The sequence below is a fragment of the Micromonospora sp. CPCC 206060 genome, assembly GCF_036906895.1.
Classification (GTDB): Bacteria; Actinomycetota; Actinomycetes; order Mycobacteriales; family Micromonosporaceae; genus Micromonospora.
Map to the genome: position 1 here is coordinate 21,431 of NZ_JBAKHU010000042.1, position 19,299 is coordinate 40,729.

14 protein-coding genes and 2 pseudogenes are annotated in these 19,299 nt (G+C 71.8%); 13 read left to right on the forward strand and 3 right to left on the reverse strand.

Annotated features, from left to right (window positions below; genetic code table 11):
- Positions 1–138 precede the first annotated feature (138 nt).
- The 6 genes and pseudogenes from V6U90_RS22790 to V6U90_RS22815 all read left to right on the forward strand — a co-directional run bounded on the left by V6U90_RS22790 (position 139) and on the right by V6U90_RS22815 (position 6,729).
- Complete coding sequence (locus tag V6U90_RS22790; protein WP_334440187.1) at positions 139–717, forward strand: VOC family protein; 579 nt, start codon at positions 139–141, stop codon at positions 715–717.
- Positions 718–875: 158 nt separating this feature from the next.
- A complete protein-coding gene (locus tag V6U90_RS22795; RefSeq protein WP_334440189.1) occupies positions 876–1,064 on the forward strand; it encodes a hypothetical protein in 189 nt (62 codons plus the stop codon).
- Positions 1,065–1,097: 33 nt separating this feature from the next.
- A pseudogene (locus tag V6U90_RS22800) lies at positions 1,098–1,277 on the forward strand (bile acid:sodium symporter); the annotation flags it as partial.
- Entirely contained in the window at positions 1,274–2,608 is a 1,335-nt protein-coding gene (locus tag V6U90_RS22805) for an SWIM zinc finger family protein (protein WP_334440190.1), read from the forward strand. The pseudogene V6U90_RS22800 and the gene V6U90_RS22805, both read left to right, overlap by 4 nt.
- Positions 2,605–5,232, forward strand: coding sequence for a DUF6493 family protein (locus tag V6U90_RS22810; RefSeq protein WP_334440193.1), 2,628 nt, complete (start codon positions 2,605–2,607; stop codon positions 5,230–5,232). The genes V6U90_RS22805 and V6U90_RS22810 overlap by 4 nt, the downstream gene beginning before the upstream one ends.
- A 264-nt stretch (positions 5,233–5,496) precedes the next feature.
- Positions 5,497–6,729 (forward strand): S8 family peptidase, encoded by a 1,233-nt coding sequence (locus tag V6U90_RS22815; protein ID WP_334440195.1) that lies wholly within the window; start codon positions 5,497–5,499, stop codon positions 6,727–6,729.
- A 123-nt stretch (positions 6,730–6,852) separates the two neighbouring features.
- Here the strand turns inward: V6U90_RS22815 and V6U90_RS22820 are convergent, their stop codons facing one another.
- On the reverse strand, positions 6,853–7,413 hold the full coding sequence (locus V6U90_RS22820) for a GNAT family N-acetyltransferase (protein WP_334440261.1): 561 nt from the start codon (positions 7,411–7,413) through the stop codon (positions 6,853–6,855).
- Between the two features lie 21 nt (positions 7,414–7,434).
- A pseudogene (locus V6U90_RS22825) lies at positions 7,435–9,495 on the reverse strand (penicillin acylase family protein); the annotation flags it as partial.
- Between the two features lie 76 nt (positions 9,496–9,571).
- Between V6U90_RS22825 and V6U90_RS22830 the strand changes: the two are divergent.
- Both V6U90_RS22830 and V6U90_RS22835 read left to right on the forward strand, forming a co-directional pair.
- Positions 9,572–10,282 carry a siderophore-interacting protein gene (locus tag V6U90_RS22830; protein ID WP_334440197.1) on the forward strand — a complete coding sequence of 237 codons (711 nt, stop codon included), beginning with the start codon at positions 9,572–9,574 and terminating at the stop codon, positions 10,280–10,282.
- Positions 10,279–11,523 carry an MFS transporter gene (locus V6U90_RS22835; RefSeq protein WP_334440199.1) on the forward strand — a complete coding sequence of 415 codons (1,245 nt, stop codon included), beginning with the start codon at positions 10,279–10,281 and terminating at the stop codon, positions 11,521–11,523. Before V6U90_RS22830 ends, V6U90_RS22835 begins: the two co-directional genes overlap by 4 nt.
- 160 nt (positions 11,524–11,683) lie before the next feature.
- Here the strand turns inward: V6U90_RS22835 and V6U90_RS22840 are convergent, their stop codons facing one another.
- On the reverse strand, positions 11,684–12,877 hold the full coding sequence (locus V6U90_RS22840) for an RNA-guided endonuclease InsQ/TnpB family protein (protein WP_334440201.1): 1,194 nt from the start codon (positions 12,875–12,877) through the stop codon (positions 11,684–11,686).
- A 167-nt stretch (positions 12,878–13,044) separates the two neighbouring features.
- Here V6U90_RS22840 and V6U90_RS22845 point away from each other — a divergent pair, with 167 nt between their 5' ends.
- The 5 genes from V6U90_RS22845 to V6U90_RS22865 are packed head-to-tail and all read left to right on the forward strand — an operon-like array spanning position 13,045 to position 19,292.
- Positions 13,045–13,695 carry a gamma carbonic anhydrase family protein gene (locus tag V6U90_RS22845; protein WP_334440203.1) on the forward strand — a complete coding sequence of 217 codons (651 nt, stop codon included), beginning with the start codon at positions 13,045–13,047 and terminating at the stop codon, positions 13,693–13,695.
- 8 nt (positions 13,696–13,703) lie between these two features.
- Positions 13,704–15,632 (forward strand): alkaline phosphatase family protein, encoded by a 1,929-nt coding sequence (locus tag V6U90_RS22850; protein WP_334440205.1) that lies wholly within the window; start codon positions 13,704–13,706, stop codon positions 15,630–15,632.
- Positions 15,629–16,729, forward strand: coding sequence for a class I SAM-dependent methyltransferase (locus tag V6U90_RS22855; protein ID WP_334440207.1), 1,101 nt, complete (start codon positions 15,629–15,631; stop codon positions 16,727–16,729). Before V6U90_RS22850 ends, V6U90_RS22855 begins: the two co-directional genes overlap by 4 nt.
- 29 nt (positions 16,730–16,758) lie before the next feature.
- Entirely contained in the window at positions 16,759–18,111 is a 1,353-nt protein-coding gene (locus V6U90_RS22860) for an alkaline phosphatase family protein (protein ID WP_334440209.1), read from the forward strand.
- Positions 18,108–19,292 carry a hypothetical protein gene (locus V6U90_RS22865; protein ID WP_334440211.1) on the forward strand — a complete coding sequence of 395 codons (1,185 nt, stop codon included), beginning with the start codon at positions 18,108–18,110 and terminating at the stop codon, positions 19,290–19,292. The genes V6U90_RS22860 and V6U90_RS22865 overlap by 4 nt, the downstream gene beginning before the upstream one ends.
- Positions 19,293–19,299 lie beyond the last annotated feature (7 nt).

Sequence of the window (19,299 nt, forward strand, 5' to 3'; positions counted from 1 at the left end):
CCACTGGTCAGCGACCCCAGCCTGACCGAGTCCCGCACCGAGGCGGTCGGCTTCAGCGTCGAGTCCGACGCCGTCCTCGACGACCTGCGCGAGCGGATCACCGCGGCCGGCCACGAGATCATCCCGCTGCACGACCGGATGAAGGGGCTGTGCGAGCGGGGATTCGGTGTCCGTGACCCCAACGGCCTCATCGTCGAGCTGTTCACCGAGTTCGTCGAGTACGCCGAACCGCCGCTGATCGAGCTTCGCCCGCTCGACCTCGTCCACCCGTTCCTGGCGACGAACAAGTACGACGAGACCGTCGAGTTCTACACCAAGGTGCTCGGCTTCCTGCCGTCGGACTACGTCGGTGACGTCACCGTCTTCCTGCGGGGCGAGGACCGCTACCACCACAGCCTCGCCCTGCAGCGCAACGAGGAGCACTACGTCGCGCACCTCTGCTTCATGATGAAGAGCTTCGACCACGTGATGCGGGGCCGGGCACGGGCCCTGTACAAGCAGGTGCCGATCGCCTCGGACATGGTCAACCACTCCGCGTCGACGTCGATCGTCTTCTACCTGTACGACCCGAAGCACGGCCCGCGCTACGAACTCTGCGACGGTCACCGCGTCTTCACCCCCGAGGAGCACGAAACCCACCGCCCCCGCCGGATGGTCCTCGACCCGCGCAACATCGACGTGTGGCGGGCCGCCGCCGACGACTGGGGTCGCTTCTGAGGCGGTGACCGCCGTCGGCACACGTGGTGCTCCGGGGACGGACCATCGACGCTCCCTCCGGGTCGACGCCCTCGTCGTGTACGCGACGAGGGCGTCGGCGTTGCCGTAACCGCTCTCCGGCCGTACCCCGCATCTCAACCCTGCCGATGGAGGGCACCGTGACCCTGCGCTGGCCGAGTTGGCTGACTGTGGATCCGTACATCGTCGCGTTGCTGGCGACCGTGCTCGTCGCCACGGTGCTGCCGGCCCGGGGCGTCGGCGCCACCGTCGCGTCGGCGGCGACCACGGTGGCGGCCGCGGTGCGCTGCTGGCGTTCGCAGCCCAGCTCCTCCGGCCCACCGTGCTGACGCCCGAGCTCTACCAGGGAACCGTTCGCGGCCGGGCAGGCACGGCGCCCCTGGATCGGGGAGTGGATGCAGCGGCGCAGGCGCGTGCTCGGCCTGGTCGACCGGGGCTCGATCCTGCTCGTCGTGTACACCGCGTTCGGCGCCGGAGTGCGCGGCGGGGTCCGCGCGCCAGACGTAGCTGTCGGAGGATTCTTGTACTGTCCCGACCCGTGAGCGCCCAACAGACGTACCGATACCTCGGATCCTCCGCCCTGCGACCGGACGGCCTCGCCCTGCAGACCAGCGGCGGCCCCGCGCCGAACCCCCGGTTCTTCACCGGATTCCTCACCACGCCGCAGGCAGCAGCCGTCGGGTTGCTCGCCGTGGCCGAGGTTGCCCGCACCCGCTACTTCCGGCCGGTCAGCCCGGCCAGCCTCGACCCGGTGGTCACCGGCAGCCGGGACCGGCTCCGGTTCGAGTCGTTCTCCGGCTGCTGCGGCGTCTACGCCCGCCTCGACGCGCTGCCCGACGGGCTCGACGGCGACGTGGTGGAGCACGGCACCACCAACGTCGACGTCAACAACCCGCTGCGCCAGTCACTCGCCCGGGTCGGCGGCCTCGACCCGCTGCACCTGTCGGTCGGCCCCGACGACCTGACCGTATCCACCATGGATGGCGCGGTCGTGGAGAAGAAGGTGCCGCTGCCCGTACGGTGGCTGCGCGGCTTCGCCGAGGTGCAGGTGCTGGCCGCCGCGTTCGAACCCCGGGCGGAGATCCCGGCGACCGAGGCCGCGGCGTTCCTGCGCCGGCTGCCGGCCACGAACGACCGGTCGGTGCTCTGGGCGGTTCCGGCCGGGCGCTCGCTGCGGCTGACCTCCCGGCCCGTCCCCGGCGCGGTGTGCCTGGCCGGCCCCGGCCGACTGGCCGCCCTGCGCGGGATGCTGCGCTTCGCCCGGACCCTGCGGGTCTACGGGCCGACCGTCGCGGCTGGTTCCGCCCCGGTGCCCAGCACCTGGGAGCTGGACACGGGGGCGCTGCGGCTGTCGCTCACCCTCTCACCCGAGCCCTACCGGGGTTTCTCCGGCGAGGGCGCGGCGCTGACCGCTCTGGCCGGCGACGACGTGGCCGACGACGCGGACCTGATCTCCGCCCTGCTCGCCTGGGATCCGACCATCGACGTCGACGCCCTGGCCTCCTCCGCCGGCATCGACGCCGGCCGGGTCCGGGGCGCGCTGGCCCAGCTCGGCACCGCCGGACGGGTCGGCTACGACGTGTCCGAGGCCGCCTACTTCCACCGCGTCATGCCGTACGACGCGGGTCGGGCCGAGCGGGACAACCCCCGTCTGGTCGGCGCGCGGGCGCTGCTGGAGGCCGGGGCCGTCGAACGGGACGACGCCGGGGCCACGGTACGCAGCGGCGGCGAGGTGTACCGGGTCCGTAGCCTGCCCGACGGCGGCCTCACCTGCACCTGCCCCTGGTGGGCCAAACACCGGGGGCAGCGCGGGCCGTGCAAACACGCGCTCGCCACCCGGATGGCCACCGCCGACGTCCGGGAGCTGGTGTGAAGACCACGGTCCGGCGCCGGTGGGAGCTGGCGGCCGGCGGCACCAGCGACCTGTTCGACCTGGTCACCGGCGGGTCGGCCGAGCCGATCGCCGATGCGTTGGCCGGGCTGCCCGAAGAGCGGCGGCGCGCCGTCGGCGTCGAGCTGACCGACTGGTTCAAGGCCCAGGGGTCCATTTGGTGGGGCGTCGGCAAGGGCACCGCCCTGGCCGTCGCCGTGGTCGGCTGCCTGCCCACCGCCGCGCAGGCCGCCGCGATCCTCACCCGCCGCTCCGTCACCGTGGACGGCGCGCGGGCGGCGACGCTCGTGACCAGGGTCGCCGAGGAACGCGGCATCACCTGGCTTCCCGATCTCGCCCACCGGATGGCCGCCAAGCTGCACCGCGACACCTGGGTCGAGCAGTGGCGGTTCGTCGCGGCCCTGCTGCCCGCCGAGGCCGAGCCACCGACGGGGGACCGGTTCGTTGAGCTGTGGGTGCAGTCGCTGTCGCGGCCCGACCAGCAGCGGCGCGGCGTGCCGGTACCGCTGATCGACCGGCTGCGGGTCGACCCGCTCCTGCCGGCCCTGCTGCCCCGGCTCTTCGAGATCGACGGCCTTGGCGTGCCGATGATGTTCGACGAGGTCGTCACCGACTGGGAGAACCGGCACCGGCACGTGCTGCCGACCGCGCTGGCGCAGCTCGCCGCCGAGGGTGTGATCGAACGCGCGACGCTGATCGACGGCGCGGTCGGCCGGCTGCTGCGTGGCGACCGCCAGTCGGCGCTGCGCGCCTTCGCCACCCTGCTCGACCAGCTCCAGCCGACCGCCGACGAGGTCGCCGCCCGGGCCACCGACTACCTGCGGCTGCTCGCCGACGCGCCGGCCACCGTGGCGACCATGGCCCAGAAGGCCCTGCGTGAACTGCCCGACCTGGAACTGGACGCGGTGCTCGACACCTCCCGTGAGGTGCTCGTCCGCCCCGACAAGGCGTTGGTGCGCGGCCAGCTCACCTGGCTCGACCGGCTCGCCCGACGGCACCGGGACCGGGCAGTGGAGATTGCCGAGGTGATCGCCATCGCCGGCGAGCACCCCGCCGTCGACCTCCGCGAACGCGCGGCCGCCCTCGCCGGACGGCACGGGTTCGACCCCACCGCAGCCGATACCGGACCGGTGGTCACCGCGCCACGCGGCGACGAACTGCTGCATCCGGGCCCGTCACCGGCCGCCCCCGCGCCGATCACCGACATCGACGAACTCGCCGAGGAGGTCGCCGCGCTGCTCGGCACGGAGAGCCGGGGCGAGCCGCTGGACCGCATCCTCGACGGTCTGGTCCGGCTCACCGCCACCGACGGCGACCGGGTCCGGGCCGCGCTCGCCCCGGTCCTCGCCCGCCGGCACTGGTCCTGGGCGAGCGAGCACCGCTGGGACCCGTGCTGCCTGTGCGGCCTCGTCAGTGACCTCCTGGAAGCCGCCGGTGCGCCCCGCCCGGAAGCCGGGCGGCGTGGTCGGTGGAGCGCACTGCTCGCCGCCGTGCGTCGTACCAACCGGTCGGCGTCGCAGAGCGAGCTGGTCACCACCGACCCCCGGGTGCCGCCGCCGCATGCCCTGCTGCGGGTCCGGCTCGCCGAGATCGGCCACCGCCTCGGCGAGCCGGGCCACCCCGGGCTGCTTGCGGCGCCCACCTCGGCCAACGGTGCCCTCGACCCGCTTGTGCTGCTGGAACGGCTCACCGAACGTGCCGACCGTACCCCGTGGCACTGGGACCTCACCCAGGCCCTGCTGCGGCTGCCTCCCGGCACCGACGACGCGCTCGCCGGCAAGGCCGAGGCGTTGCGCACCCCGGGAGGTGACCGCCTCGCGGCCTGGCTGCGCTCCGGTGGGCTGCCCCAGCCGGTCATGCGGGTCACGGCACTGCAACGGCGGGCCCGCAAGAACGGCTACGACTGGGAGTACGACCAACTCCCGGCCCAGCGGGTCATGGTCGAGCTGCGCCCGCCGGTCGGGTACGACGACCGGTACGGCCTGCTGACCGCCGACCCGGCACCGATGGGCACGCAGTACTTTGGCTGGACGAGACACTGGCCGTCGGTCCTGCCCCACCACCCGGGGGTGGTCGCCGCGTACGCCCTGGCGGAGGTGGCCGCCACGGCCGACATGGACCAGCGCGATGGCGTCGCGGTGCTACCACTGCTCGCCGAGTGCGACGGCCCCGGCGGGGTGGCCGTCGACCTCGCCCTGGCCTACGGCCTCGGCGCCCGTCACGGTGCCGACCGGGTCGCCGCGCTGGACGCTCTGCTCGGCCTGGCCGCCACCGGCCGGCTCGACGCCGCCGGGGTGGGCGCACAGTTCGGCACACTGGTCGCCGGACAGGCGGTGAAGCTGACTCGGGCGATCGAGCCGCTGCGCGACGCCGCCGCGGCCGGCGCGCCGTTGACCGTGTGGCGGCTGCTGGCTGCGGCGTTGCCGCCGATCCTCGCCGCCGCGCCACGGGGCCTGCCGGACCTGCTGACCCTGGCCACGGAGACGGCCACCACCACCGGTGTGCGGATCGACATCGCAGGGCTGGCTGAGCTGGCGGGGCGGGGCGGGACGAGCCGGATGGTGACCGAGGCGCGCCGCCTGCACCGGGCGCTCACCGCCGGCTGACCGGCAGGAACGCCCGGCCGCCCAAGCCGGGTCGGGCGTTCCTGCCTGATACCTCCCAGCCGCGATTTGTCATCCACGAGAAAATGACGGATGACGATGTGTTGAGCCTCTTTCCCTGCCGATCGTCCGTCAATTCGGCGATAGGATCCGGAAACAAATTCCCATGCATTCCCGCAGTGGTGGACGGGATGTGGTGCTGGGACCAAGGGAGGGGCTGGTATGAGGTTTCCCTGGATGATGACGCCTGCGTACCGAGGTCGACGGGTGCGGGCCGTGCTGGCGGTGTTCACCACCGCGACCGTGGTTGCCACGGCGCTGGCCGGCCCGGCCACTGCCACTGCCACTGCCACTGCCACTGCCAGCGGGTCGGATACGACCGGCGCGATCCTCGGGGCCGGTGGTGCGACCACTGTCCCCGGCAGTTACATCGTGACGTTGGCCGACGGTGCAGTCGCCGGCCCGTCGGGGGCCCGCCGGAGCCGGGTGTCCGAGGCGGTCGCGAAGCTCACCGGTCGCCACGGTGTCACGCCGGACCAGGTGTGGAGCGACGCGATCAACGGCTTCGCGGCGCGGATGCCCGAGTCGGTGGCCCGCCGGTTGGCGGCCGATCCGGCGGTGGCCCACGTCGAGCAGGACAGCACCACCTGGTTGGCCAGTACGCAGCTCAACGCCCCGTGGGGACTGTCCCGGATCGACGCGCCGCTGGGTCTCGACACCACCTACAGTTGGGTCAGCGACGGGACCGGGGTCCGGGCGTACATCATCGACTCCGGGGTCCAGATCGGGCATCAGGACTTCGGCGGTCAGGCGGTCTACGGCTACGACGCGATCGACGGTCTGCCCCCGGCGAACGACTGTGTCGGGCACGGCACGCATGCCGCGGGCGTCGTCGGCGGGACGACCTACGGCGTGGCCAAGAACGTCCTCCTGGTCGCGGTCAAGGTCTTCGACTGCGTCCAACCCAGCACGATCTCCATTTTGATCAGCGGCATCAACTGGATGGTCGCCAACCATCCCACCGGCCAGCCCGGGGTGGCGAACATCGGGGTGATCGCCACGTACAACGCCGCGCTGAACAGCGCCGTGGCCAACGCCGTCGCCAGCGGCATCACGGTGACTGTCCCGGCCGGCAACGCCAACGCCAACGCCTGCAACTACTCGCCCGCCTCGGTGCCGACGGTGTTGACCGTCGGCGCGACCACCATGACCGACAGTCGGGCCAGCTTCTCCAACTACGGTCCCTGCCTGGACCTCTTCGCCGCCGGGGTGTCCGTCACGTCGGCCTGGTGGACCGCATTCAACGCGACACAGGTGATGAGTGGCACGTCGCAGGCCGCACCACACGTCGCCGGAGCAGCCGCCAGGGTGCTCGACAACTACCCGACCTGGACCCCGGCCCAGGTGGCCAGCTACCTGTTCAGCGTCGCCAACCCGGTTGTGATCAATCCGGGTACCGGCTCGCCGAACCGGATGCTGCACCTGTCACCGTCGTTCTGATCGGTGGCGTATCGGCTTCCGATGATCCTCTGTAGCTCAGCGTTAGGACACGCCGGGGAAGTTTCCGCTGAGCTGCAGACGATCATGGTCAACACTTGGCGTGTCGGGGGTGCGGCGGTCGCCTCAGACGGGTGCGGGGTGGTCCGACTCGAAGCGGGCCCGGGTGAGGAACGCCAACTGGGCTCGCTTGTCGGGCATGTCGATCTCCTCGTCGAAGGTGAAGCCCTCCAACTCCAGCCGGCGCAGCGCGTGGTGGTTGCGCACGTCCGGCTCCACCACGATCCGCGTCCGGGTGGGGTCGCGGAACAGGAAACGCGCGAGGGCGGGACCGACCACGGTGGTGAGACCGCGTGGTGGGCGTTTCCCCGGGGCGAGCAGCAGGTGCATCCCGACGTCACCGGGTTGCACCCGGTAGCGCTCGCCCACCGGGTCGGCCTCCGGCTGGTAGGTCTGGAACAGTCCGATCGGTTGGCCGTCGAGCATGATCAGATAGGCGTGGTGGGTGGACAGTCCGTCGATGAACTCGTAGATCTCGCGCACCTCGTCGACGGTGTGCGACCCCATGCCCCAGAACGCCGCCCGGGGTTCGGTCACCCAGCCGTGCAGCAGTTCGGCGTGGGCGGTCGGGTCGACCACGACGAGCGTCAGCTCGCCGAAGCCGGGGATGGTCTCCTGATACACCATGGGTTCCTCGTCTCCGGGTGGGGTGAGCTGTCGCCAGTCGGTGACCACGGGGATCAGGTCACCACCGGCCCACAGGGATAGCTGGTCGTCGAAGTGCGGGTCGTCCGGCCGTCCGGACGTGCCGAAGGGGACCACCCAGCGGCTGGCCGCGCGGTCGGTCAGGTCCCACACGTAGCGGGCCACCGGGCCGCGCCAACAGGCGTCGGACACCCCGGGGACGCTGGAGGTGGACAGCACGCAGTCGGTGTCGCCGGACAACGCGACCCGGTCGCGCATGGCCGCCACCGCCGCGTCGACCGCCGGTGCCACCCCGAGGTGGACCGGATGCAGCAGGTGCCGCCGCCCCCACGCCGGTGGCGGCCCACCGGCCGCGACGTCCTCCAGCGCCCCGACCGCCGCCGGTACGACGTCCCCGCCGAGCCGGTGCAGCCCGGCGACCACCCCGTCGAGCGCGTGGCCGATGCGGGCCAGCGGGTCGGTCCACGGCGCGAACAGCTCGTCGTACCGGCCGGGGATGCGCAGTGGACGCAGGCTCGGGTGGTCGTGCAGGCGCCGGGCCAGGGCGGCCCGCCAGGCGGCGAAGGCGCCGGCATCGGTGCTGTCGGCCGACATCCGGCCGTCCCAGGCGGTCAACCGGTCCCGCAGCGCCCGGGCCGGTGCGCCGAGAGCGTCGGGGTCGAGCCGGTCGAGCAGCTTGCGCAGGGTCGCGGCGGCCAGCCGGGTGTCCCGGTGTACGACCTGCGCCGGGGTCCCCTCGTCGAGCAGGTCACGGATCCGGCGGGCGCGGTGCGGCGGGGCGAAGTCGCCGCCCACGTCAGCCACGTCGTCGCGCCGGTCGTTGGCGCACACCGCGATCCCGTCGACCGGGGTGACCCTCATCGGCAGGTACTCGCCGTGCCACCGGTACCGGGGGTCCCAGCCGGGCACGGGTTCGCGCCGGCACCGGTCGTCGCGGACCGGCACGAGCCCGGCGACCAGGTGCCGGACCGCCCCGCGCCGGTCGGCGACGAGGACGCTGTTGACCGGCTCGACCCAGGTGCGCAGCGCGTCGGAGACGTCGTCGGCGGTGCGGGCGCGCAGCAGCGGCAGCAGTGCGTCGAAGCCGAGACTCTCCTCGACCCGGCTGGGGATGCGCAGGCTGATCGCCTCGCCGGTGTGCCGGTCGTGGTCGATGACCGGGCCTCGGGGTGTCTCGATCACCTCGACGGATTCCGGCTCGCTGTCGCGTACCTCGATGTGTTCGACGTGGTGCCGGGCCGGCACCCAGCCGTCGGCGTCGCGGACCAGGACCCGGTCACCGTCGCGGCGCAGGTGTTCACGGTAGAGGTCCTGGTAGTCGGCCATCGCGTTGGTGACGGCCCACGCGACCCCGCCGGCGTGACCGAAGTGGGGCAGGCCGGGTACGCCGGGGAAGGCGAAGCCGACCACGTCGAACTCGGGGCAGGCCAGGCGTACCTGTTGGTAGACGCCGGGTAGTTCGAGGATGCGGTGCGGGTCGCCGGCGATGACCGGTGCCCGGCCGGTGGCGGGGTCACCGGGGACCACCCAGGCGTTGCTGCCGGAGCCGCCGGGGCCCTCGACGGCGAACAGGTCCCGGGCCGCCGGGCCGAGGGTGGCGGCGACGTGGGCGTGCCACAACTTGTTGGGGAAGGTGGCGAAGAGGATGTGCTGGACGAGGAAGACCCCCAGCGGTGACCAGGGCTGCCACCGGCCGGGTGTGCAGCCGGCCGCCGCGAACTCGGGTGCCGTGGCGGCACCGTCGGCGAGCCCCTCGTTGACCCCGTCGGCGTAGGCGGTGACCCAGCGTCGGGTCTCCGGGGTGAGCCGGTCGAAGCAGCGGCGGGCGGTGTCGTCGAGGCGGGCCCGCCGGGCGAACCGGTCCCAGCCCCGCTCGCCGGGGCCGACGTGGGCCGCCAGCCGGCCCTCCGAGCGCCACCGTTCGACCTCGATCTGCCAGGCCCGGTCGGTGGCGGCGGCCCGGCCCTGCAGCCGGGCCAGGTCGTCGACGGTGTCGGCCCACAGGTGCGGAACCCCCCACCGGTCCCGATGGATGCCGGTCACCGGCTCACCGGCCGGGCGCATGGTGGGTCCGCTCTGCACAGAACTTCCAACTTAGGTTACCCTCCCCTAACTAAGGCAAACCTTACCTGGAGGGCGCGTGAAACGAAACTGGGAAGCCCTGGTGCTCAAGGCGATGGGCGGACGGGACTTCCGGCTGACCGTGCTCGGCACCGAGTCGGTCGGTACGCACTACCAGCGCCTGCACGTCGACGGTGGTGGCCTGCTGGAAGCGTGCGGAGTGCACCCCACCATGTGGATCCGGATGTGGTTCGACAACGACGGTCGCCCGCACCAGCGCGCCTACACCCTCGTGGACCCCGACCCGACCACCGGACGGTTCCACCTGGAGTTCGCCCTGCACGACGGATGCGCGGCCCGCTGGGCCACGGCCGCCGGCATCGGCGACACCATCGACGCCACCGTGCAGGGCAGCGCGTTCACCCTGCCGGACCCCGCCCCCCGGCACCTCTACCTGGTGGGCGACGCCGCGTCACTACCGGCGGTCAACAGCCTCCTTGACGCCGCCGCCGACATCCCGGCCACGGTCTGGCTGGAGTACGCCCACGAGGGCGAACAGGCGCTCACCCCGCGCGCCCGGGCGCACCACGAGGTGACCTGGGTACCGCGCCGCGACGACGGACGGCACCTGGTCGACACCGTCTGCGCGGCCCTACCCGCCACCGACGGGGCCCACTACTGGGTGGCCGGCGAGGCGGCGAGCACGCGCGGCATCACCCGGCACCTGCGGCGTACCCTGGGCGTTGGCCGGCACCAGGTCACCTCGCTCGGCTACTGGAGCGCCCGGTGAAGGGCCGCCTCGGTACGCTCACCGCGCTCTACGTCACCCAGTACCTCGGCATCGGGTTCATCACCGTCGGGCTGACCGCCATCCTGCGCGACGGCGGCACCTCACTGGACACCCTCGCCCTGATACAGGTCATCGGTCTGATCTGGCCGGTCAAGTTCCTCTGGGCGCCCCTGCTCGACCGGTACGGCTCCCGCCGCCACGGCCACTACCGCTCCTGGTTGCTGGTGCTGCAGAGCGGGCTGGTGCTCGCCCTGCTGGCCCTGCTGCCGTTCACCCGACCCGCCGAGCAGCTCGGCGTGATCGTGGCGATCTGCGCCGGGTACGTCTTCTTCTCCGCCACCCAGGACATCGCCGTGGACGCCATCGCCGTCCGGCTGCTGGCCGACCCGGCCCGGGGCGTCGGCAACGGCATCCAGGTCGCCGCCAGCTACCTGGGCAACCTGCTCGGTGGTGGTGCCTGCGTGGTCGTCTACGACCGGTTCGGCTGGGTACCGGCGATCCTGATGCTCGCCGTACTGACCGCCCTCGGTCTGCTGGTGGTGTGGCGGTTCCGGGAACCCGCCCGCACCGACCGCGTGGCGGGTACCGGTGCGGCGTACCGGGCCCTGCTGTCGGTGTTCGGCCAGCCCGGCTGCCGGTGGTGGACCTTCGGGGTGGTGCCGCTGGTCTACGTCGGCGCCGGATCGGCGTACGCCCTGGTCACCCCGGCCCTGGTGGACGCCGGCTGGTCGCTGGGGCGCATCGGCGTGGTCACCGGCGTGGTCACCAGCGTGCCGGCCATCGTGGCCGGCCTGCTCGCCGGGGTGGCGATCCGCCGCTTCGGGCGCAGCGCGGTGCTCGTCGCCGGGGGAGTGGCCCTGGCGGTGGCGACGGTGCTGCTGCTGCCGCTGCTGACCGGCCGGGCCCCGCTGACCGGCACGGTCGTGGCGCTGGGCCTGTTCATGGCCGCCTACACGGCCGCCAACGTGGTGCTCTACACGGTCAACATGGACTACTCCCGGCCGGAGACCGGCGGCACCGACTTCACCGTGCTGTCGTCGTTCGGGCTCATCTGCTCGTTCCTGGCCGCCTCCGTCGGGCTGGCGGCGGCGGACCGGTTCGGCTACCCGGCAGTCGCGATTGGATCGGTCGTGCTGGTGGCCCTCGGCGTTCTGGTGGGTCTCGGGCACCAGCGGCGGTTCCGGGGCCCGCTGCGGCCGGTACCGGTCGGCGCGGGGGAGCCGGTGTCGGTGCCGGGTTGAGGGGATGGTCACGCCGTGACGGCGACCAGCGGCGTTGACAGTCACTTAGGTTAGGCTACCCTAACTTCAGTCTTGAGTTGATCACCCGGGCGGGGACCGCCGCCCACCGTCCACCCTGTCCACCCCGACCGTCGAGGACCGCCTTGACATCCTCCCCGTCCTAAGGGACGGGGGTTCCCGTGGTCACCCTCGGGTTTTCCTGCTTCGCCGACGACCGCCCCGTCCGAGAGGACTCTCGTTGAGGTCTTACACCGCCTCCACAGGCAATCACGGAGAGCCCCTCCGCGAGAATGGTGCGGGCCGCGTTGACGTCACGGTCGTGGACGGTGCCGCATCGGCAGGTCCACGTCCGGACGTTCAGCGGCATCCGTTGCGCGAGCGCGCCACACGCGGAGCACAGCTTGGACGACGGGAACCAGCGGTCAACCGCGATCAGGTTCCGGCCGTACCAGTCGGCCTTGTACTCCAGCATGGTGCGGAACTTGCGCCAGGCCGCGTCGCTGATGGCGCGGGCCAGGCTGTGGTTGCCGAGCATGTTGCGCACGGTCAGGTCCTCGATCACGATCGTTTGGTTCTCACGAACGAGCCGAGTGGTCAGTTTGTGCAGGTGATCACGCCTGCGGTCGGTGATCCGGGCGTGCACACGGGCGACCTTGAGCCGGGCCTTGGCCCGGTTGTTCGAGCCCTTTTCCTTGCGCGCCAGTTCCCGCTGGGCGCGGGCGAGCCGATGGCGGTCAGCCCGCTCGTGTCGGGGATTGGTGATCTTCTCCCCGGTCGAGAGGGTGAGCAGGCTGTCGATCCCGGCGTCGATCCCGACCGCTCCGGTGGCCGGGGTCTGCTCGATCACGTCGTCGCAGAGCAGGGACACGTGCCAGCGCCCGGCCGCGTCCTGCGACACGGTCACCGTGGACGGTGTCGTCCCGTCGGGCAGCGGCCGGGACCACACGATGTCCAGGGGTTCGGTCATCTTCGCCAGGGTCAGCCGGCCGTCACACCAGCGGAACGCGCTGGTGGTGTACTCCGCCGATCGGCGCGACTTCTTCCTGCTCTTGAAGCTGGGGTAGCGGGCGCGTTTGGCGAAGAAGTTGGTGAACGCGGCTTGCAGGTGCCGCAGCGTCTGCTGCAACGGCACGGAGGAGACGTCGTTGAGGTAGGCCAGCTCGTCGGTCTTCTTCCAGGCGGTCAGCATCGCCGAGGTGGCGTTGTAGTTGACCCGTTCCTGGCGCAGCGTCCACGCCTCCGTGCGCGCCTGCAACGCCATGTTGTAGACCTTCCGGACGCAGCCGAACGTACGAGCAAGCTCGGCAGCCTGCGCGTCGGTCGGGTAGAAGCGGAACTTGAACGCCCGCTTCACGGTCCTGGTAATAGCTCACAAGCTAACAAGCTGGCCGGTGAGCCTCGCGGTGACACGCGGGCGGACGCCGATCCGCCTTGGCGGCGGATCGGCTTTTTCTGCCCTGCTCCGCAGGGGTTCCGTTTCCTCTCCGGCCTGAAGGCCGGAGTATCCACGGAAGGAATGCGATGACCTTCGCCGAGGCCCGGCCAGCCACCGGGCACGGCCCGCCGGACCCGTTCCGGCGGACACTGCGCGGCCGGGCGCCGCAGGTCGACCCGACCGCGTACGTCGCGCCCACCGCCGTGCTGGCCGGACAGGTGCGGGTGGGCCCGGGAGCGGTCGTGCTCGACGGGGCGGTGGTCACCGCCGAGTCCGCGCCGGTGAGCCTCGGCGAGGAGTCCATCGTGATGGAGAACGCGGTGGTGCGCGGAGCGGGCCGGCATCCGACGGACGTGGGCGCGCGGACCCTGATCGGGCCCGGCGCACACGTCAGCGGCGCGCGGATCGGCGCCGAGTGCATGGTGGCCACCCGGGCCAGCATCTTCAACGGCGCGCGCGTCGCCGACGGGGTACTGGTCGCCATCGGCGCGATCGTGCACGTCGGGACGGTCCTGCCGGCGGGGACGACCGTACCGATGCAGCACATCGCGGTCGGTGACCCGTGCCAAATCCTTCCCCCGGAGCGGGCCCCGGAGGCGCACGAGCTCGTCGACCGGATCGGGTTCACCGCCATGGTCTTCGACCACGACACGTCCGGCCTGGACCTGCGTGCCTGCATGTCCTGGCTGTGCGGCACCTACTCCCGTGCCCTGCGTCGTACCCATGCCGAATCGTGAGGACTGCCGTGTCCAATCTGTTCCTGCTCGGAGTCGACGGACTCCCACCCGCGACACTGTTCCGCTTCGTCGAGGAGGGAGTGCTCCCGAACTGCGCGAAGCTGCTCGGCGACGCGGCCCGGCTCGATGTCGTACCCACCCTGCCCGCGTTGACCTCGCCGGGTTGGCAGACGATCGCGTCCGGGGCCCATCCGGCGACCCTGGGGATCAGCAACATCCTGCTGCCCACCCCGGGGCGGGCGCCGGACCACATCCGCAACGGTTTCGACCGGTCGTTGTCGCACGGGGAGTACCTGTGGGAGCGGCTCGCCGCCGACGGTCACCCGGCGATCGTGGTGAAGTACCCCGGCAGCTGGCCGGTGCAGGTGGACAGTGAGCATCTGATCCAGGTCGACGGGGCCGGCGGGTACGCCGATATCACCTGCTCGTTCGAGGAGGTCTCCTCGACCTGTTACGCGTGCGGCTTCGAGCTGCCGCAGTCGCAGGCGCAGGGCTGCTGCTCGGTGCCACACGGTTACGACGACCACTGGCGGGTGGACAGCGCCACCGCGTCGGGTTGGACGCCGGTGACCGCCCGCGACCCGTTGAACTGGGCCCACCTGCCGGCCGGGGCGGTACCCGGTTTCGAGACGGTGCTGGTGCTCACCCCGGCCGGTCAGCGCACCCGTCGGCTGCTGCACGCGCTGGCCTACACCGACGACGCGGGACAGGCCCGGCTGCTGGTGCGCACCGGCAAGGACCGCCCGGAGGCGGTGACGACGCTACAGGTCGGCCAGTGGTCGGACTGGATCCACGACGAGTCCGCGCGGGGGGCCTTCGCCTACCGGCTCAAGTTGCTCGAACTCGACGTCGCGCGGCGGGTGCTTCGGCTGTACCGCAGTGAGGGGCACCGGACCACCGGTTTCACCCGGCCGGCGGCGGTGGCCGAGGAGCTGTGCGCGGCGGTCGGTCCGGTGGCCGAGTGGACCGGCACGTTCGACTTCATGAACGGTCTGATCGACCTGGACACCCAGTTGGAGATCTACGACCGGCACACGGCATGGCTGGAGGGGGCGCTGCGGCACCTGGCCCGCAACCATCCGTGGCGCGGGTTCTTCGTGCACTGGCACGTGGTGGAGTACGCCCACCACATCGCCGGGGCGGCGCTGGACCCGGACCACCCGGAGCACCACCGCGACCAGGAGCAGTACCTGTCGTTCCTGCGGGACACGTACCGGCTGCTGGACCGGCTGGTCGGCACGGTCAGCGAGCTGGCCGGGGAGGACGACACGCTGGCGCTGGTCAGCGACCACGGGCACGACACGGTGCACAGCCTGTTCTTCATCAACGACTTCCTGCGGGAGCGGGGCTGGATCGTCACCGGTGACGGCGAGAACATCGACTGGTCGCGTACCCGGGCGTACGGGCTGTTCCCGGGGCTGGTGCTGCTCAACACGACCAGCCGGTGGTCGGGCGGCATCGTCACCGAGGAGGAGGTGGAGCCGCTCCGGCAGGAGATCACCGCCGCGCTGCGTGCCCTGGTCGATCCGCGTACCGGCCGGCCGGTGGTCAGCGCGGTGCTCGGTCCGGCCGAGATGCGTGCCCACGGCCAGCACGGTGAGGTCGCCCCGGACGTGTTCTTCACGATGGACAAGGGGTACGAGCCGGCCACCCGGCTCCGCCACGACGCTGCCGGGCTGTTCGAGCTGACCGTTCCGGGTGTCGAACTGACCAGCGGCCACGGCTCGTTCCATCCGGCGTCCCCGTCGGCGGCCACGTTGGCGCTGATCCGTAACCCCGACCTGCGCGGGGGTGCGGTCGCTCGCCACCCGGTGGCGATGGTGGATCTGGCGCCCACGTTCGCCGCGCTGATGGGGGTCGATCCGCCGCAGACCTGCGACGGCCGGCCGGTCGACTTGCGCAACTCGGGCCTGACCAAGAAGGAAGACGCGCAATGAAGTCCCACGAGAGCCTGTTCACCGCAGCCATCGAGTCCGCCCACATCTTCGACAACGCGGTACGGGAGGTGTCCCAGACCTCCGGCCTGCTGTCGGCGCTGACCCACTTCCAGACCGTGGAGGACGTGGTCCGCAGGTTGGCGTTCCGTCCCGAGCGCACCGCACAGGTGCTGCACCTGCTCAAGGTGCTGGTGGCCACCGGTGCGGCGGAGGAACGTGAGGTCAACGGCCGTAAGGTCTACCGGGCGGTGAAGCAGCCGGCCGCGTCGATGCCGGAGCGGTACCAGCCGAAGTACGACCACCTGTCGTCCTGGTACGGCGAGGGGCACGCGGAGCTGATCCGCAACGGCAACAAGAGCATGCTCGGTGACGACCTGTCGTTCCTGCGTTCGTCCAGCGCCGCGATCCAGTTCAACCGGGAGTACGAACTGGCGTGGCGGACCAACCTGCAGAACCCGTTGTACGAGTTCGGTCGGATGGTCGCGGTGCGGGAGCTGGCCTCGCGGGGTCACCGCTTCCTCGACCTGGCCTGCGGGCCGGGTTTCGGCGCGCAGCGGCTGGCCGAGTTCTCCGAGCATCCGGCGACGATCGTGTGTGTCGACAAGTCGACCGACTTCCTGGCGATCGCCCGGACCAACATGTACCCGCAGGCGTCGGTGACGTTCATCGAGCGGGACCTGAACACGGGTCTGCCGCCGGTGGCACCGGGATCGTTCGACGGGGTGCTGTTCAACGGCGCGTTCCACTTCATGAAGGACCAGCCGGCCCGGCTGCGGGAGATCTGGCGGGCGTTGCGCCCCGGCGGGGCGTTCGTGCTGGGGCACTGCTTCAGCTACAGCGGCTTCGCCGACGAGGCGATGCACGACTTCTACTTCTCGCTACTGGAGGACAAGGCGTACGTGCTGCCCTGGGCGACGCTGAACGACCTGGTGACCGAGGTCGGCTTCGTCATCTTCAAGGAGCTGCACCGGGGCAGTCACAGCTACCTGATCGCCGAGCGGCCGATCGGTGCCGTCGAGGCCAGCACGCAGACGGAGTTCACCGACCTGACCGGTCAGGTGAAGGTTCTCGGTGGCAAGGCGTGCGACGGGTCCTGATCGTGGGGCTGGACTGCATGGTTCCTGACGTGCTCCAGCCTCCCATGGATGCCCTCATGCCGACGGTGGCGGCGGTGGCCCGCGACGGTGTGGGCGGGGTCCTGCGTAGCACCCTGCCGCCGATCACCGTGCCCGCCTGGACCAGCATGCTGACCGGCCGGGACCCGGGCGAGCTGGGCGTGTACGGCTTCCGCAACCGGCGCAGCTACGGCTACGACGACCTGGTCATGGCCACCTCGGAGGGGGTGCGGTTCCCCCGGCTGTGGGACCGGTTGACCCGGGCCGGGCGGCCGAGCGTGGTGGTGGGGGTGCCGCAGACGTCACCGCCGCCGGCCGTCGACGGGGTGCTGGTGTGCGGGTTCGAGGGGCCGGTGGCCGGCGGTGGGACGTTCACCCATCCGCCGGAGTTCGCCGACGAGGTGGCGAACGTCGTCGGCGAGTACCTGTTCGACGTGCCGGAGTTCCGCTCGGCCGGCCTGGACGACGTGCTGGCCACCGCGTACCGGATGACGGAGCGGCGGTTCACGCTGATGCGGCACCTGGTGACCACCCGCGACTGGGATCTGGCCATGATCCACGAGATCGGCCCGGACCGGATGCACCACTGTTTCTGGCGCTACCACGATCCGCTGCATCCCGGGCACCAGCCGGACTCGCCGTACCGCACCGCGATCAGCGACTACTACCGGTTCCTGGACGAGCGGGTGGCCGAACTGATCGAGGCGGTGGGACCGGACACGGCCGTGCTGGTCGCCTCCGACCACGGCGCGACGGCGATGCACGGCGGGGTGTGCGTCAACGAGATCCTGCGTGCGGCGGGGCTGCTGACCCTGCACAGCGAGCCGCCAGGGCCGATGCCGCTGTCCCGGGACATGATCGACTGGTCGCGCACCCGGGTGTGGGGCGAGGGCGGCTACTACGCGCGGATCTTCTTCAACGTCGCCGACCGGGAGCCGCAGGGCATCGTGCCCCGCGACCAGGTGTCGGCGCTCACCGAGCAGGTGCGGGCCCTGCTGTCGCGCACCGACCTCGGTGAGCCGGGGGTGCTGCACAACCAGGTGTACACCCCGGGCGAGCTGTACCGGCGGGTACGGGGTATCCCACCGGACCTGCTGGCCTTCTTCGGTGCGGAGAAGTGGCGGGCGATCGGCAGCGTGGGCTTCGGGCAGAACTGGGTGAAGACCAACGACACCGGGGTCGACGAGGCCAACCACTCCCGCAACGGGATGTTCGCGTTGCGGGTACCGGGGCAGGCACCGGGTGCGCCGACCACCGCGTCCATCATGGACGTCACCCCCACCGTGCTGGAGCTGCTCGGGTTGGCCGCGGACCCGACGCTGCCCGGGGAGAGCCTGCTCGGTCAGCTCGGGGCGGCACCGTGACCGCAGCGACCGCGGACCTGGACTGCTGGGCGGACCTGTCCGGCAGCCGTTCGCCCTTCCAGTGGCCGCAGTGGTACGCCGCCGCCGGCTGGCTGCCGCGTACCCGGCTGCTGACCGCCGGACGGGCGGCGGTACCGGTGTGGCTGCTGGACCGCAGCACCGGCCCGCACTACTTCCACGACCCGGTGGAGCTGCTCACCGGGGTCCGGGAGGAGCAGTTCCTCGGCGGGGACGCCGGGTTGGCGGCGACGCTACGGGAACGCACCGCCGCAGCCCGGGTGCTGCTGACGATGAGCCCGTACGGCTACCGAGGGGGCGCGCTGGCCGGGGACGCCGGCCGGGGCGACCTGGCGGAGCTGGTGGCCCGGATGCGGGAGCACGCGGCCGGGGTGGGCGCGTCGATGGTGGTCAGCCACTACCTGTTCGACTCCGACGACGACCCGTGGATGGCGGCGCTGACCGCCGCCGGTGGGGTGCGGGTGCTGATGGGCGCCGACGCCCTGCTGGACGTGACCTGGGACGGCCTGGCCGACTACTGGCGGTGGCTGGGTTCGTCGCGCCGGTCGCTGCGGCGGGGTCGCAACGTGCCGGACGATCGCCGGCTGGTCTGGGAGGTGCGGGAGGAGCCGGGGCGCTCACCGGCCCAGCGGGACGTCGCCGACCTGCTGCACCACCAGGTGACCCGCTTCGATGCAGCGTCGCCGGCGCCGGCGACGCTGCTGCGGGAGGTCACCGACGGGTACGTGCTGCCGCGCACGCTGCTGTCGGTGGCGGAGCCGGGCCGGCCGGCGCGCAGCGCGGCGGTGGTACTGCGCCGGACGGACACGCTGTACGCGAAGTTCTTCGGCAGCCGGGAGGCCCGTGCCGACTACCTGCCGCTGGCGTACCCGCGGCTGATCTCGTACGCGATCTCGGGCGGGTTCCGGCACATCGAGTACGGCGGTGGGTCGCATCAGGCCAAGTTGATGCGCGGGGCGCGGCTGCGGCCCTGCTGGGGGGTGTTGTTCGTCCTGGACCGGGCGTTGCGTGACGGTCTGGAGTCGCTGGCCCGTCGGGTCTCGCTCCGCAAACTGGCGTACTTCGCCGATCTCGTGCGCACCTGGCAGGTCGACTCGCTGCCGGTGCATCCCGCGTTCGCGGGCGTCGGGCTTCAAGGATCCTCATCGGGAGGCGACCAATGAGTTGCAG